Below are 14,583 nucleotides of genomic sequence, written 5' to 3' on the forward strand. Positions count from 1 at the left end.
TTTCTATGCTACTTTTTCTACTGGTACGTTTTCTTTTTTGCGTGCATTCCACAGCTGATAACCAAACCATCCAGCAGTTAAACATGTGATGCCTCCACCCATGAACATGGATGTCGCATAAGGTAGCTGAAATCCTTCTGGTGCAAGAAAGAGATAGGTAGCTACGGTCATAGTCATGAAAAGTGCTGGAACGCTACAAATCCAATGGAATTTTTGCTTTTTAACTAGATACATGGCCGCTGTCCAAAGCATCACAGTGGCAACAAGCTGATTCGTGAATCCTACGTATCTCCAAAGGAAAGTGTAATCAATTTGGGTTAAAAGAAAAGTTGGTGTGGCAACAGCTGCCGTTAACAAAAGCGTTTTGCCTTTTCCATCTGCCACTTCTGACTTTCCTTTTTTAGTAAACAAATCAGCTAACATCATTCGAGACGATCGAAGTGATGTATCCCCCGTTGTGATTGGAAGTATGATGACGCCAACGATTGCTAAGATGCCTCCAAACGTTCCAAGTAAGGATGAACTGATTTCATTTACAACCCCAGACGGTCCTCCTGCTGCAAGGGCACCTTGAAGTCCACCTGTACTTCCAAAGAAAGTCATTCCGGCAGCCGCCCAGATAAGAGCAATGACTCCCTCTGCAATCATCGCTCCATAGAAAACCTTTTTTCCATCGCTTTCACGTTTCATTGTTCTTGCAATGATTGGGCTTTGAGTCGAATGGAATCCTGAAATCGCTCCACAAGATACTGTGATCATTAAGAGTGGCCATAATGGCAAATTATCTGGATGAAGATTGGCTAGTGTTAAGTTTGGTACAGGATTGTCCATAAAGAACAAGCCGATTGCGATTGACACGGCCATCAGAATAAGAATGACGCCGAAAATCGGATAAATACGCCCAATAATTTTATTAACTGGAAGAATGGCTGCTAAAACGAAATAAGCAAAGATTAAGACTAAGCTCATTGTAAAATTAAGCGGTGTAACCTGCGCCATCAGTTGGGCAGGTCCAGCTGTAAAGGCAGCAGCTACTAGAATCATCAGAACGATCGAGATAATATTGATTGTTCCTTTTGCGCCCTTCCCAAGGTAACGACCTACGAGAGATGGATATTGTTCACCGTTATGTCTAAGCGACATCATACCGGAGAAATAATCATGAACAGCCCCTGCGAAGATGGAACCAATGACGATCCAAATAAACGCAACTGGTCCATAAAGAGCACCAAGAACGGCTCCAAAAATAGGACCTAGTCCAGCAATATTAAGTAGCTGAATCAAACTTCCTTTCCACCAGCTCATTGGCATAAAGTCCATGCCGTCTTGCTTTGTATATGCAGGCGTTTCACGATCATCGTCTATGCCGAAAATTCGTTCAACCACCTTAGAATAAACGTAATAGCCAACAATCAATAAACAAATGGCTCCGACAAATGTGATCATGTCTCCCGCCTCCTTTTCGATGTATGAAAATATAACATTCATTCTACTCACCACCGGGAGAAAAAACAATAGAATTATTCAGAAAAAATACATTTTTCTATTAATTCAAACGTTTTCACTAAAAATTGGTTCGTTTGACCTGGTGTTAACTAGTAAAAAGGGTGTGAATTACACGAAAAAATCATCTGAATATTCTTTCTTTTGGTGATATTGACAGATTAATATAGGTAAGGTGCGAATAACTTACAAAGATATAGGGTGAAAATACGAAAAAGTGGGTATATAGAGAAAGACGATACGTGTGATCGTCTTTCAATCCTTTGAGGAGGTTGTTTTTCGTGTCAGAACGTATTGCGTATTTTGATAATAGTAAAGCTATATTAATATTGTTAGTAGTGGGCGGACATATGCTGACTCCATTTATTGACGATTCACGTTTTTTGTATAGTCTCTACCACGTTATTTTTATTTTTCACATGCCTGCATTTATTTTCCTAGCTGGTTATTTCACTAGAAAAGCATCTGGAACTAGGTATTTCTGGAAAATATTCACAACATTTTTATTACCTTATGTGATTTTTCAAGTTGTTTATTCGATTTATTATACAAACCTTTATCAAAAGTCATTTGCAATCGAGTTTCTAACGCCGCGATGGGCAATGTGGTTCCTTTTATGTATAGCCGCTTATAAACTGATTTCACCGCTTTTGCTTAAAATGAAAGCAAGCATTTTGCTTCCATTAAGTATTGGTGCAGGGCTCGCTGTGGGTTATTTTGATGTTGAGAGATTTTTATCATTAGATCGACTTTTTGTTTTCTTGCCTTTCTTCGTACTTGGGATGGTCATGGGATGTCGAAAAAAACCGATCAGATTTCCACATATGAAGTGGATAGCCCCTGTTGTGCTCGGCGGATTGTTCCTACTGTTTTATTTATACAAAATAGAAGGACTTGCTGATCTACTTTATGGTACGTATGTTTATGAATCAAACACAGACTTGTTGATTCGACTAACTTATTATGTTGGTACAGCAATTGTGATGTTCTTGTTCTTTTCAATGATTCCAGAGGGACCAATTGTATTTACACCACTCGGATCAAGAACTTTTGCGATTTACTTGTTCCATGGATTTGTTATTAAATGGTTCTTAGAACAGCAGTCGTCTGAAGTTATCGCCACGATATGGGGCGTACCTTTTATTTTAGTCTTTACTTTATTTATTTCCACTTTGTTCGCAATGCCTTTCTTTTCGAAACTATTGGCGTTCGACAGGTGGCTACCATCTCCTGACAAATTGACATCTGCACGAAGATAACAAAAAAACGGTACGTCACTATTGAGTGGCGTACCGTTTTTTATATGGGATGGTTGATTCTGACATGAGCTCCGTGGAAAGAATGGCAATTAGGCTTTCATTGTGTCACGCTCTTCAGGCTGAAGAAGAACGTCTTCTTTACACGGATAGGTTTTCTCAATATGTTGTTCTCCCCAAGCGCAAAGTGAATCCAGAATTTCTTTTAAAGACCATCCATAGTCCGTAAGAGAATATTCAACCTTAGGGGGGATTTGGTTATAGACCTTTCTTAGTATCACACCATCTGTCTCTAACTCACGTAGCTGTTGGGTCAGCATTTTCTGAGTAATGCCAGGCATCAACTTTTTAAGTCCACCTGTACGCTTTGTGCCTTCTATTAAATGACAGAGTATGACGACTTTCCACTTTCCTCCGATCACTTCCAGGGCAGCTTCGACAGGAATATTATATTTTTTCATCGTATATACTCCTTACAATAAATATATGGTTGAATTCTATACTCATATCCTATCACCTATAGCTTTGTTTAACCAGAAAAATGATGATACACCCGGACCCCTTTTCAAAACCGATCAAACATCTACGCAACGTTTAAAATGAGTTACACTAGAGAAGAGTTAATCAAATCGTAATACTTTCTTCAGAAATCACTAATTTTTATTTCTTATGATGAGGATATCCTATAAGAGGAAGGAACGATGTTGATGAGTAAGAAAGGATGGATTGGAAGTATCTTTCTTGTGCTTTTGATCGTGGTTGGATGGTGGATGGTTTCTCCTCTTTTTCTTGATGAAGTGGTTGATGAAGATCTCCCGACAACGATTGAAGCAACAACTAATGCTGAAGAGACATCCAATGAAGAATCACCAGCTGTATCCCACTCAGGGATGTTCGTCGATGGTGATGATACCCATCATGCTTCAGGTGACGTCACATCGTTTTACACCGATTCGAAACAATGGGTTAGGTTTGAGAACTTCGAAGTGACGAATGGTCCTGACTTATATACTGTACTCGTAAAAGAAGGGCAGTCAACAGATGAAGGAACGATACTTGGGAAATTGAAAGGAAATGTTGGCAGTCAGAACTATCGCATTCCTGATTCGTCTTCACTTGAAGAAGGCGATCGGATTGTCGTTTGGTGCAAAGCTTTTGAAGTTGATTTCGGCTTTGCGGAACTGTTTCATAAGGAATAGAGGTGAAGTGCATTGGCAGAGAAAATCCTACTAGTGGATGATGAAGAATCCATACTTGACGTTAGTAGGAGGTATTTGGAGAGAGATGGGTATCACGTGATTACTGCAGCAGATGGAGAAGAGGCTATAAGTAGGTGGGAAAAAGAGAAGCCAGATCTCATTGTACTTGATTTGATGATGCCGTTAAAAGATGGAATGGAAACGGCGGAGGAGATTCGAGCGGTCGATGATGTTCCTATAATTATGCTGACAGCTTTAGGTCAGGAACGAGATCGTCTTTTAGGATTAACGGTCGGCGCGGATGATTATTTAACTAAACCGTTTAGCCCAAGAGAGCTTGTTCTTAGAGTGCGAAATATATTGCGTCGGACGAAACGACAACATGCGGAGAAGGCCTCTTTCTTAACGTACGGTGAGCTTACAATTGATGAATCTCGAAGAAAAGTAACAGTCGATCGGAATGAAGTGGAATTGACTGTTAAGGAATTTGAACTTCTCTATTTGTTAGCCAGTCATCCTACACGTGTCTTTCCTCGCTCACAATTGATTGAAGCGATATGGGGATATGAATTCGACGGTGATGGCAATACGATAAATGTTCATATAAGACGTCTACGTGAAAAAATTGAAAAAGATTCAGCAGAGCCTAAATGGATTAAAACCGTATGGGGCATCGGGTATAAGTTTGAAGGAGAATCAACATGAAATTGCGAACGATGCTAATGCTTGCCAATGGGATATCGATTGCTTTTATCCTAGTCTTTCTCATTATTAGTTACGTAAGAATGGTCCTTTCACCTGAACTGATCCTCACCCTTACGTTCATTACGATTGGAGCTGGTTCTCTATCGATGTTGGCTCATTTTATATTCACATCGCAAATTTTGAAGTCAGTGAATCAGATGACGGAAGATACGAGCAGAATCGCTGAAGGAAAGTTCGATGTCAAGGTGGCAGAGCAAGGGCCAACAGAAATACAGGAGCTTGCACAGCATTTCAATGTGATGTCCGAGAAGCTAAATCTAATGTTTTCAGAAGTGAAGCGTTCGGAGCAATACAAAACAGAATTGATTGCGAACGTTTCTCATGATTTAAGGACACCTGTTTCTTCGATTCGATCCTTTGCTGAAGCACTTCAAGATGGCGTCGTTACAGATGAGAAAACAAAAAGACAGTATCTAGATACGATCGAAAGAGAAACAGAACGGCTTAGCCACTTGATTGAAGAGCTGTTGAATTTATCTCAACTAGAAAGCGGCACTTTACCATATGAACCTAGATTCGTTCACCCTGACGTCGTTTTAGTTGAAACGCTACAGCAGTTCGATCGCAAGCTACAAGAGAGAGAGATTGAACTTGCAGTTGAAATTGATGAAGAGTTAGGTGTCATCCCTATGATGCCAGACCATATCAAACGCGTGCTTACGAACTTAATTCAAAATGCAATCGCGTTCTCAGATGATCATTCTACGATCCATATTACACTGAAAAAGGTTGAGACAGCTGCTCTCTTTTTTATAAGAGATGAAGGAAACGGAATTCCGAAAGAAGAACAAGAACGGATTTTTGATCGTTTTTACCGTGTTGAGAAATCGCGTAACACAAGGTACGGGGGTTCCGGACTGGGTCTAGCCATATCGAGACAATTGATTGAGCTTCATGGAGGGAAGATAGGCGTTGAAAGTAACGTAGGTCATGGCAGCGAATTTTGGTTTATGCTTCCACTTGAGAAGAAGGAGGAATAATGAATGAAGATAACGAGATGGTTTCTGTTAATTGGAATTGCGGCAGTGCTCGTATTTGCTATTCCAAAACTTTATGATGTGATTTTTAAACGTTCTTATGGAAGCGAGCCAGCACAAGCTGTACAGGATAATGAAGCGGTGGCGACTTTTGCAGGAGGATGTTTCTGGTGTATGGAGCCGCCGTTTGAGAAATTAGATGGCGTAAGAGAAGCGGTCTCAGGCTATACTGGCGGGAATACAGAAAACCCTTCTTATGAAGAGGTATCTTCTGGTGGAACCGGGCATGTAGAAGCTGTCCAAGTATATTATGACCCTTCCGTTGTGAGCTATGATACATTGTTAGATGTATTTTGGAGACAAATCGATCCTACTGATGATGAAGGACAGTTTGTTGATAGGGGAGACCAATATTTATCTGGAATTTTCTATCATAATGAAGAGCAAAAGAAAGCTGCTATAGCGTCTAAGGAAGAAATTCAAAGTTCAAACAGATTTAATAAACCTATTGTCACGCCTATCGAACAAGCAGAAACATTTTATGTAGCGGAAGAGTATCATCAAGATTATTACAAAGAAAATGAACTGCGTTATAAATATTATCGAAATAATTCAGGACGAGATCAGTTTCTTGAGAAAGCATGGGGAGATGATCTTGAGGTAGATGCACCAGAAGCGAAGACAAATCTCACGTATTCTGATGAAGAGCTAAAAGAGATGCTTACACCGATTCAATATAGTGTGACGCAAGAGGACGACACAGAGAAAGCTTTTGATAATGAGTATTGGGATAACAAAGAAGAAGGAATCTATGTCGATATCGTTTCAGGAGAACCTCTTTTTAGTTCAGCGGATAAATATAAATCAGGAACAGGATGGCCTAGCTTCACAAAGCCCCTTGTACCTGAGAACATTGTAGAGAAAGAGGATAAAAGCTGGTTTACGGTTAGGACGGAAGTAAGAAGTAAGAACGCTGACTCTCATTTAGGTCACGTGTTTGAAGATGGCCCTGAACCAACAGGTCTCCGCTATTGCTTAAACTCTGCAGCGCTTGATTTTATTCCAAAAGACGAAATGAAAGAAAAGGGTTACGGAGAATATTTGGATGAATTTGAAGAAGGGGCAGAATCCTAATGGATTCTGCTTTTTTTGTTCATGATAGAAGAATAAGAGTAGTTGAATAAGATTTCTACATTGAATACATACACTAAGGGGTATATAATACATATCATGTGAGGTGAATAAGGGTGGAAAATAAAAAGGCAGATGGACGTGTGCAACAGTTATTAGCGAATGAGCGCACGTTTCTAGCATGGGTTCGAACTTCTATTGCGATCATTGGTATTGGTTTTCTAACAGCAAGCTTACATTTTACTAGAGCTGCTGGAGAGAGAGCTGATGATCAGGTCGCCGTGTTCATTAGTTTCTCATCTTTATTTTTTGGATTATTAACGATCGCCGGAGGAGCGGTGCAGTTCTACCGAACGAAAAAACGCATTATGAAATTTGAGGTTCCTTCTTCTTCATGGATTGTTGTGTTTCTTCTTATAGTAGTGTTGTTAATGATTGCACTGATCGCCACGTATTTTATTATTCAAATCAATTGGTATTCTTAAAACCAGGGTGTTGACATTTCATACAGGTGCGTTATAATACCCCTATAGGTATTAAAAAACACAAACGAATTCGATTTACAGATAAATTTTTTTACTTGATTTTATACCCCGCAGGGTATAAGGTGAGGAGGAAATGCAATGCAATACGATAAAGCAGTTATGAATCGATTGAAGCGAATTGAAGGACAAATTCGCGGTGTTATCCAGATGATGGAACAAGAGAAAAGCTGTGAAGACATTGTAAATCAGCTTTCTGCCACTCGTTCTGGTATCGATCGTTCGATTGGATTAATTGTAAGTTCAAATCTTGAACAGTGTCTTCACCAACAGATTGAACAGGGAGAATCTACTGATGATGTTGTGAAGGAAGCTGTTAATCTTTTAGTAAGAAGTCGATAATAAAAAAATTTAACACATTATATACCCCTAGGTGTATAAGAGGAGGAAATAGAATGAGTGAACAAAAGAAAACAACGATTGTCCTATTTAGTGGAGATTACGACAAAGCAATGGCTGCCTACATTATCGCGAATGGTGCCGCCGCATATGACCATGAGGTAACCATTTTCCATACATTCTGGGGGTTAAACGCTCTTAGGAAAGATCAGCAAGTTGAAGTCAATAAAGGGTTCCTAGAGAAAATGTTTGGCAAAATGATGCCCCGCGGTGCTGATAAAATGGGTCTTTCAAAAATGAACTATGGTGGAATGGGTAAGAAGATGATTAAGAACGTCATTAAGAAGCACAATGTAACAGAACTTCCGCAGCTGATTGAGCTTGCGCAAGAACAGGAAGTGAAGCTCGTTGCTTGTACGATGACAATGGATCTTTTAGGTCTTCAAAAGGATGAGCTGCTAGAAGAAATCGAGTATGCAGGTGTTGCTGCATATCTAGGCGACGCTGAAGATGGTAACGTCAATCTCTTCATTTAAGGAGCGAAAAGAATGGAACTTTTGCTAATAGCTGTCATTGTGATAGCTGGATGGTTCATTTATAAAAAGGTAGGACCAGGAAAAGGTGTAACAACGATCACCTCTGAAGAAGCAAAAAGGAAGTTTGGCGATCGCAATGTTCAATTTATTGATGTTCGTACACCTGGTGAATATAAAGGTCAAAAAGTGAAGCAATTTAAAAATATGCCGCTCAACGAACTTAGCAAACGCACAAAAGAACTGGATCCTAATAAAGAAGTCGTCGTGATTTGTCAAAGTGGAATGAGAAGTTCAAAAGCTTGCGGAGAATTGAAGAGACAAGGATTCACGGCTGTATCGAATGTTCGCGGCGGAATGAATATGTGGAAATAGGGGGAATTAGAATGTCTGGTTATGTAAAAGATGTAACGCCAACTGAAGTGAATAACATGTTGAAGGAAAATAAATCAATTAGTATTGTCGATGTTCGCGGACCAGAAGAGGTGGCAGAAGGAAAGATTCCTGGTGCCTACAATCTACCGGTTAATGAATTACAGGGAAGAATGAATGAGCTTGATAAGGATACGGAGCATATTATCGTCTGCCGATCAGGTGGCAGAAGCAGCATGGCTTCTATGGTTCTAAAATCAAACGGGTATTCCGTGTTAAATATGACAGGCGGCATGCTTGAATGGACTGGAGAAACAGAATAACGACTACAGGAGGTAGACTAATGATACAAACTGATCACGTACTCGATGCAAAGGGCCTAGCGTGCCCGATGCCAATTGTGAAAACGAAGAAAATGATGAAGGATCTTGAATCAGGAGTCGTTCTTGAAATTCTAGCAACAGATAAAGGATCAAAAGCAGATCTTAAGGCATGGGCTGACAAAGTAGGGCATCACTATCTTGGAACAATTGAAGAAGGTGACGTTTTGAAACATTATCTTCGTAAGGCTTCAGATGGTGAGACGACACTTGAGCAGAGTCATCCACATGTGATTTCAAATGCAGATCTTACAGCTAAACTCTCAGATGATGAAATGACGATCGTTGACGTAAGAGAACCAGCAGAATATGCGTTCAGTCACCTTCCAAATGCGATTTCTTTGCCACTTGGCGATTTAGATAACCGTATGGCAGAGTTAGATAAAGGGAAGAAGATTTATGTAGTTTGTCGTACAGGTACAAGAAGCGATCTTGCGGCTCAAAAGTTATCTGAAAATGGCTATGATGTGATCAATGTTGTGCCAGGAATGTCCGAGTGGGATGGTCCTACTACATCTGATCTTTAGAAGATAAAAGGGCGGGGATTTTTTCCCCGCGTACAACTTAATTTTTTTTGGAATCATAAATACGGATGGGGGTATATGAGGTGGATTTGAAACAAAAACATGCAAGTGAAGTAGCAAAAAAAGTGATTAATAAGCAAGAGCTTTTTATTCTCGATGTAAGAAATGAAGAAGCTTATGGCGATTGGAAAATCGAAGGAGAATCTGTTACGTCTATGAATGTTCCTTACTTCGATTTAATTGACGGCGTTGAAGAGATCCTGCCAAAGCTTCCAAAGGATAAAGAAATTCTAGTTGTATGTGCAAAAGAAGGTTCTTCGATCTTTGTAGGTGAAGAACTCGTTGAAGCGGGAATGGAGAATGTATCTTATCTTTCTGGCGGAATGAAGGCATGGAGTGAATACCTTGAGCCTGTTAAAGTAGGCGATCTTCCGGGAGGAGCACTCTATCAATTTGTTCGCCTTGGTAAAGGGTGTCTTTCATATTTGATTGAATCAAATGGAGAGGCTGCTATTATGGATGCGAATCGAATGATTGAGAATTACACAACCTTTGCAGAAAACAAAGGTCTTACGATTAAAGCAACATTTGATACACATCTTCACGCAGATCACATTTCTGGGGGGAAGTCGTTAGCTGACCAGGTAAATGGAACGTATTACCTTCCAGAAGAAGATGCTGGTGAAGTAACCTTCGAATATTCAGCACTTAAAGAAGGAACTTCAGTGTCTATTGGAAACGTAACAGTTGAACCGATCTACTCTCCAGGACACACCATAGGAAGTACGTCACTTATGATCAATGATGCTTACCTTTTAACTGGTGATATTCTATTTGTTGAATCAATTGGTCGCCCGGATTTAGCTGGCAAAGCTGAAGATTGGGTTCTTGACCTTCGCACAACACTTTATAACCGGTATAAAGAGATGGCAGGGGAATTAGTTGTTCTTCCAGCTCACTTCTCAAAAATGGCTGAGCTTGATGAAAATGGAGCCGTGTCTGCAAAACTCCAGGATCTTTACCAAAAGAATGATGGTCTAAATGTGGAGAAGGAAGAAGATTTCAGAAAAATGGTAACCGAAAATCTTCCTCCACAGCCTAATGCTTATCAGGAAATTCGTGAAACAAATATGGGGAAAATTACCCCAGATGAAGAAACAAAAAGAGAAATGGAAATTGGACCAAACCGCTGTGCGGTTAACTAATAAGGAGGAATTACAAATGGATGCACAAAAAACATTAGATACAAAAGGGCTAGCATGCCCAATGCCAATCGTAAAAACAAAAAAAGCAATGAAAGACATGGAGTCAGGTGAAGTTCTTGAAGTTCAAGCGACTGATAAAGGAGCTCAAAGTGACCTTACTGCATGGGCGAAATCAGGTGGTCATGAACTAATGAAGTCTGAAGAAACAGACGGCGTGTTCTATTTCTGGATTAAAAAAGCTTAGTAAATGATAGGAGGTACTGGATAAGTACCTCCGTTTTAATGTAAGGGGTGAACAGGATGGATTTGAGTTTTATAATAACGATTTTTGCAATTGGATTTATTGGATCTTTTATTTCAGGAATGGTTGGAATCGGTGGCTCGATTATTAAATACCCGATGCTACTTTATATCCCACCACTACTCGGTTTTGCGGCATTTAGTGCCCACGAAGTTTCTGGTATTAGTGCAGTTCAGGTATTCTTCGCAACCATTGGTGGTGTTTGGGCTTACCGTAAAGGTGGTTATCTTAATAAGCAATTGATCCTCTACATGGGGGTTAGTATTCTAATCGGTAGTTTTATTGGAGGATATGGTTCGACCATTATGTCCGAACAGGGAATCAATGTCGTCTATGGACTGCTTGCTGCGATTGCAGCTGTCATGATGTTTATACCGAAAAAAGGCATTGATGATATACCGCTTGATCAGGTGAAATTCAATAAACTACTTTCATCAGCTCTTGCCTTTATTGTAGGTATTGGCGCTGGGATCGTTGGCGCCGCAGGAGCATTCCTTCTCGTTCCGATCATGCTCGTCGTGCTAAAGATTCCGACGCGGATGACGATTGCATCTTCTCTTGCGATCACGTTTATTTCTTCGATAGGTTCGACGGTTGGAAAACTCGCAACAGGGCAGGTTCTTTTACTTCCTGCTGCGATAATGATTGTCGCAAGCTTAATTGCTTCGCCACTTGGTGCGAATGCTGGTAAGAAAATAAATACAAAAATTCTTCAATGGGTGCTTGCTGCCCTTATTCTTGGAACGTCTATTAAGATTTGGATTGACCTTCTCTCATAATCGAAAAAAGCTGTCTCTCTCATTGCTACATGCAATTTGAGGAGACAGCTTTTTTTATACTTGTTGCTTAATTTCTAATTCTTTAATCTGATGTCCATCAACTTCACGAACTGTAAATTGATAGCCGTCTACGGTAAATGATGTTCCTTGTTCCGGTTCTATATCATGAGTTAAGATCCAGCCACCAATTGTATCCACTTCAGTATGATCAATTGATGTTCCGAGTAGCTCATTGATATCACTAATTAAAGCTTTTCCATCGACGATTGTTTGTCCATTTGAATCTTCTCGTATAGGCGCTTTTTCATCAAAATCAAATTCATCTTGAATTTCGCCAACAATTTCTTCAAGTATATCTTCCACAGTAACGAGTCCGGCCGTTCCACCATACTCATCGACTACGATCGCGATATGATTATGACTCTTTTGCATTTTCGCTAGCAGTGTCTTAATATGAGCTGTTTCAATAACGTGATTAATGGGGTGGATGTATTCATTAAGTATAAGCTCTTCGCCCCATTTGTACTGTGTTAAAATTTCTTTAATGTTTACGACCCCAACGATTTTATCTTTATCCCCATCAGCGACAGGATAACGTGTATATTTACCGTTCTTCATGATCTCAAGATTTTCTTCAGTAGTGTTGTCCAAAAATAGACAGGTCATTTCCGTTCTTGGAATCATGATTTCTCGGGCCATTCTTTCATCAAATTCAAAGATATTATTCACAAATTCCATTTCGGATTTATTGATTTCCCCACTTTTGTAGCTTTCAGATAAAATGAGTCGAAGTTCTTCTTCAGAATGGGCTTGTTCATGCTCATTCGCTGATTTAAGACCAAATAACTTTACCACGCCTCTAGCTGAACCATTTAATGCCCAAATAAACGGATACATTATACGATAGAACCAGATAAGTGGACCAGCTAGAAGTAAACTAACAGCTTCCGCTTTTTGAATTGCAAATGTCTTCGGAGCAAGCTCACCAAGAACAACGTGTAGGAAGGTTATAATCGCAAAGGCGAGCGCAATCGTAACAGGTGTAGCGATTGAGTCAGGAAGGTTAATAAGCTCAAATAAAGGATGCAGAAGCTGTTCAACGGTTTCTTCACCAAGCCAACCAAGAGCTAGCGCTGTAATGGTAATACCTAATTGACATGCTGAAAGATACCCATCTAAGTTACCAAGTACCTTTTGAACGGCTTTGGCTTTCTTATTTCCTTCACTCGCAAGTGCATCTATTCTCGTTCTTCGAATTTTTACGATCGCAAATTCAGATGCTACGAAAAATGCCGTTAATACAATTAACAATAGAACAGCAATTACTTTGATTAGTTCCAATAAGGCCCTTACAGAGTTGTAAGGGTTCACCTCCTATGTAATAGTTATTGTAACGTTATTATAACGATGTTTTCCTCTTTTGGGGTAACGTAAAACAAAAAATTCTACCTCAATGAGAATGTTTGAACGCTCCAGGTTGTAAGAAATAGATTTTATCATTCATAAGATGCTATGATCATTTTTGTGACCATACCTCACCAACCTGATAATGATATCGTGAGCGTTTATGTTATAGTTTTTTCAGAATCGGGGTTAATTATGAAAAAGTCCACCAAACCCTTGATAGGGATAGGAGTATGTCTCCTAATCGTTATTATAATCACCTTTTTAATCAATCCGCCATGGTTGGCTCAAATGCGTTCATTTATTTCGCTTGATTCACTCCCTCTTCTCGCTGATTACTTTCGCTCCTTAGGAATATGGGCGCCTGTTATTAGTATTGCTTTAATGATTGCGCAAGGAATTCTCGCGCCGCTCCCATCCTTTGTCATTACAGCAGCTAACGGTCTCGCTTTTGGAATTCCACTTGGCTTCCTCGTTTCTTGGTCAGGTGGAATGGCAGCTGCTCTCGTGATGTTTTGGCTGGCAAGGTGGTTTGGAGCCGCATTTGTTGAAAAAGTAACAAAGAAGAGCGACCTTCTTGAGAAGGCCAATCGGTACAGTGGGAAAAATGGTTTTTTCTTAATACTCGTAGCCAGATTAGTCCCGATTGTATCGTTTGATTTTATTAGCTTTCTTGCAGGGTTAAGTCGCATTTCATTTCGATCGTTTGTGTTAGCTACTGCGCTAGGTCAAATTCCTGGAACCATTTTATACACAATTGTAGGTCATGATTTAGCAAACTTAGAAAAATACCAAACGCGGTTTATATGGGCAAGTGCGATCATCATTGTTCTGCTTATATTCGGGAAAATGAGGTCGAATCGAAAAAAGCTAAGCGGATCAGTATAAACTTTAGCGGTGCATATTACTTTCTTATCAGCTTCACTGACCTTATGATGTAGATGAATAACTAAATCAATGGGAGCGATGAAAAGTGGCAAAAATCATAGTGATTTATCAAGAACCGAAAGATGTCGATGAGTTTAAGAACTATTATGAGAACAATCATATGGCTCTTGTAAAGGATGTTCCGAACGTTACGAATGCTGAAGTTAACTATGTGACGGCAGCAATGAATACAGACAAGAACTATTTCTTAACAGCTACTATTGAATTTAGTTCAAAAGAGCAATTAGAAGAAGCAATGCAGTCACCGGCATGGGCAAAAGTATCAGAAGATGGACAAAACATGATGAAGTTCTTAAATGAGGCTCCATTATTACTTATAACAGAATAGCAAAGGAAAGAGCACTTGAATCTTATTTCAAGTGCTCTTTTGTTTAAGTTTTTTTCTAGGAGGTAAATAGTTGGTAGGAATAACCAAAGGTGAAGGA

19 protein-coding genes are annotated in these 14,583 nt (G+C 39.7%); 16 read left to right on the top strand and 3 right to left on the bottom strand.

The genetic code is table 11. The features are described 5' to 3' along the window. Positions 1 to 3: 3 nt before the first annotated feature. Entirely contained in the window at positions 4 to 1,446 is a 1,443-nt protein-coding gene (locus IQ283_RS03865) for a carbon starvation CstA family protein (protein WP_194218822.1), read from the bottom strand. Positions 1,447 to 1,784: 338 nt separating this feature from the next. Between IQ283_RS03865 and IQ283_RS03870 the strand changes: the two genes are divergently transcribed. Continuing rightward, positions 1,785 to 2,762: an acyltransferase family protein gene (locus IQ283_RS03870; RefSeq protein ID WP_194218823.1), complete on the top strand. Its 978-nt coding sequence runs from the start codon at positions 1,785 to 1,787 to the stop codon at positions 2,760 to 2,762. A gap of 89 nt (positions 2,763 to 2,851) precedes the next feature. Here the strand turns inward: IQ283_RS03870 and IQ283_RS03875 are convergent, their stop codons facing one another. Further along, positions 2,852 to 3,220 carry a winged helix-turn-helix transcriptional regulator gene (locus tag IQ283_RS03875; RefSeq protein WP_194218824.1) on the bottom strand — a complete coding sequence of 123 codons (369 nt, stop codon included), beginning with the start codon at positions 3,218 to 3,220 and terminating at the stop codon, positions 2,852 to 2,854. A 240-nt stretch (positions 3,221 to 3,460) separates the two neighbouring features. On the opposite strand from IQ283_RS03875, the gene IQ283_RS03880 reads away from it, so the two are divergent. The 13 genes from IQ283_RS03880 to IQ283_RS03940 all read left to right on the top strand — a co-directional run bounded on the left by IQ283_RS03880 (position 3,461) and on the right by IQ283_RS03940 (position 11,806). After that, entirely contained in the window at positions 3,461 to 3,958 is a 498-nt protein-coding gene (locus IQ283_RS03880) for a DM13 domain-containing protein (protein WP_206759427.1), read from the top strand. A 12-nt stretch (positions 3,959 to 3,970) separates the two neighbouring features. Further along, the gene (locus tag IQ283_RS03885) at positions 3,971 to 4,663 is read left to right on the top strand and encodes a response regulator transcription factor (RefSeq protein ID WP_194218826.1); all 693 of its coding nucleotides are present in this window, start codon (positions 3,971 to 3,973) and stop codon (positions 4,661 to 4,663) included. Continuing rightward, entirely contained in the window at positions 4,660 to 5,703 is a 1,044-nt protein-coding gene (locus tag IQ283_RS03890) for a sensor histidine kinase (RefSeq protein ID WP_194218827.1), read from the top strand. The genes IQ283_RS03885 and IQ283_RS03890 overlap by 4 nt, the downstream gene beginning before the upstream one ends. 3 nt (positions 5,704 to 5,706) lie before the next feature. Further along, positions 5,707 to 6,834, top strand: coding sequence for a peptide-methionine (R)-S-oxide reductase MsrB (msrB, locus tag IQ283_RS03895; RefSeq protein WP_194218828.1), 1,128 nt, complete (start codon positions 5,707 to 5,709; stop codon positions 6,832 to 6,834). A 113-nt stretch (positions 6,835 to 6,947) separates the two neighbouring features. Next, a complete protein-coding gene (locus tag IQ283_RS03900; RefSeq protein WP_194218829.1) occupies positions 6,948 to 7,316 on the top strand; it encodes a YidH family protein in 369 nt (122 codons plus the stop codon). Between the two features lie 138 nt (positions 7,317 to 7,454). Further along, on the top strand, positions 7,455 to 7,715 hold the full coding sequence (locus tag IQ283_RS03905; protein WP_194218830.1) for a metal-sensitive transcriptional regulator: 261 nt from the start codon (positions 7,455 to 7,457) through the stop codon (positions 7,713 to 7,715). A gap of 53 nt (positions 7,716 to 7,768) precedes the next feature. Continuing rightward, positions 7,769 to 8,248, top strand: coding sequence for a DsrE/DsrF/DrsH-like family protein (locus IQ283_RS03910; protein ID WP_194218831.1), 480 nt, complete (start codon positions 7,769 to 7,771; stop codon positions 8,246 to 8,248). Positions 8,249 to 8,260: 12 nt separating this feature from the next. After that, positions 8,261 to 8,620 carry a rhodanese-like domain-containing protein gene (locus IQ283_RS03915; RefSeq protein ID WP_194218832.1) on the top strand — a complete coding sequence of 120 codons (360 nt, stop codon included), beginning with the start codon at positions 8,261 to 8,263 and terminating at the stop codon, positions 8,618 to 8,620. 11 nt (positions 8,621 to 8,631) lie between these two features. Further along, a complete protein-coding gene (locus IQ283_RS03920; protein ID WP_194218833.1) occupies positions 8,632 to 8,940 on the top strand; it encodes a rhodanese-like domain-containing protein in 309 nt (102 codons plus the stop codon). Positions 8,941 to 8,960: 20 nt separating this feature from the next. Next, the gene (locus tag IQ283_RS03925; RefSeq protein ID WP_194218834.1) at positions 8,961 to 9,524 is read left to right on the top strand and encodes a sulfurtransferase TusA family protein; all 564 of its coding nucleotides are present in this window, start codon (positions 8,961 to 8,963) and stop codon (positions 9,522 to 9,524) included. Positions 9,525 to 9,604: 80 nt separating this feature from the next. After that, positions 9,605 to 10,726, top strand: a complete 1,122-nt coding sequence (locus IQ283_RS03930) for an MBL fold metallo-hydrolase (protein ID WP_242057232.1) — start codon at positions 9,605 to 9,607, stop codon at positions 10,724 to 10,726. A 16-nt stretch (positions 10,727 to 10,742) separates the two neighbouring features. Next, a complete protein-coding gene (locus tag IQ283_RS03935) occupies positions 10,743 to 10,970 on the top strand; it encodes a sulfurtransferase TusA family protein (protein WP_194218836.1) in 228 nt (75 codons plus the stop codon). A 56-nt stretch (positions 10,971 to 11,026) separates the two neighbouring features. Next, on the top strand, positions 11,027 to 11,806 hold the full coding sequence (locus IQ283_RS03940) for a sulfite exporter TauE/SafE family protein (protein ID WP_194218837.1): 780 nt from the start codon (positions 11,027 to 11,029) through the stop codon (positions 11,804 to 11,806). A 54-nt stretch (positions 11,807 to 11,860) separates the two neighbouring features. On the opposite strand, the gene IQ283_RS03945 is transcribed toward IQ283_RS03940, so the two are convergent. After that, positions 11,861 to 13,147, bottom strand: coding sequence for a hemolysin family protein (locus IQ283_RS03945; protein WP_194218838.1), 1,287 nt, complete (start codon positions 13,145 to 13,147; stop codon positions 11,861 to 11,863). 354 nt (positions 13,148 to 13,501) lie between these two features. On the opposite strand from IQ283_RS03945, the gene IQ283_RS03950 reads away from it, so the two are divergent. Together IQ283_RS03950 and IQ283_RS03955 are read left to right on the top strand one after the other, a co-directional pair. After that, positions 13,502 to 14,098, top strand: coding sequence for a TVP38/TMEM64 family protein (locus tag IQ283_RS03950; RefSeq protein WP_194218839.1), 597 nt, complete (start codon positions 13,502 to 13,504; stop codon positions 14,096 to 14,098). A gap of 85 nt (positions 14,099 to 14,183) precedes the next feature. Continuing rightward, positions 14,184 to 14,486 (top strand): EthD family reductase, encoded by a 303-nt coding sequence (locus IQ283_RS03955; protein WP_194218840.1) that lies wholly within the window; start codon positions 14,184 to 14,186, stop codon positions 14,484 to 14,486. The last annotated feature ends 97 nt before the right edge of the window (positions 14,487 to 14,583 follow it).

This window comes from Pseudalkalibacillus hwajinpoensis, assembly GCF_015234585.1.
In the GTDB taxonomy this organism is placed as follows: domain Bacteria; phylum Bacillota; class Bacilli; order Bacillales; family Guptibacillaceae; genus Guptibacillus; species Guptibacillus hwajinpoensis_B.

What these genes read in the sequence shown, in the direction of transcription:
- IQ283_RS03865 (WP_194218822.1), bottom strand. Translation starts at nt 1,446, where the DNA reads ATGATCACATTTGTCGGAGCCATTTGTTTATTGATTGTTGGCTATTAC.
- IQ283_RS03875 (WP_194218824.1), bottom strand. Translation starts at nt 3,220, where the DNA reads ATGAAAAAATATAATATTCCTGTCGAAGCTGCCCTGGAAGTGATCGGA.
- IQ283_RS03880 (WP_206759427.1), top strand. Translation starts at nt 3,461, where the DNA reads ATGTTGATGAGTAAGAAAGGATGGATTGGAAGTATCTTTCTTGTGCTT.
- IQ283_RS03890 (WP_194218827.1), top strand. Translation starts at nt 4,660, where the DNA reads ATGAAATTGCGAACGATGCTAATGCTTGCCAATGGGATATCGATTGCT.
- msrB (WP_194218828.1), top strand. Translation starts at nt 5,707, where the DNA reads ATGAAGATAACGAGATGGTTTCTGTTAATTGGAATTGCGGCAGTGCTC.
- IQ283_RS03905 (WP_194218830.1), top strand. Translation starts at nt 7,455, where the DNA reads ATGCAATACGATAAAGCAGTTATGAATCGATTGAAGCGAATTGAAGGA.
- IQ283_RS03910 (WP_194218831.1), top strand. Translation starts at nt 7,769, where the DNA reads ATGAGTGAACAAAAGAAAACAACGATTGTCCTATTTAGTGGAGATTAC.
- IQ283_RS03915 (WP_194218832.1), top strand. Translation starts at nt 8,261, where the DNA reads ATGGAACTTTTGCTAATAGCTGTCATTGTGATAGCTGGATGGTTCATT.
- IQ283_RS03920 (WP_194218833.1), top strand. Translation starts at nt 8,632, where the DNA reads ATGTCTGGTTATGTAAAAGATGTAACGCCAACTGAAGTGAATAACATG.
- IQ283_RS03925 (WP_194218834.1), top strand. Translation starts at nt 8,961, where the DNA reads ATGATACAAACTGATCACGTACTCGATGCAAAGGGCCTAGCGTGCCCG.
- IQ283_RS03935 (WP_194218836.1), top strand. Translation starts at nt 10,743, where the DNA reads ATGGATGCACAAAAAACATTAGATACAAAAGGGCTAGCATGCCCAATG.
- IQ283_RS03940 (WP_194218837.1), top strand. Translation starts at nt 11,027, where the DNA reads ATGGATTTGAGTTTTATAATAACGATTTTTGCAATTGGATTTATTGGA.
- IQ283_RS03950 (WP_194218839.1), top strand. Translation starts at nt 13,502, where the DNA reads ATGCGTTCATTTATTTCGCTTGATTCACTCCCTCTTCTCGCTGATTAC.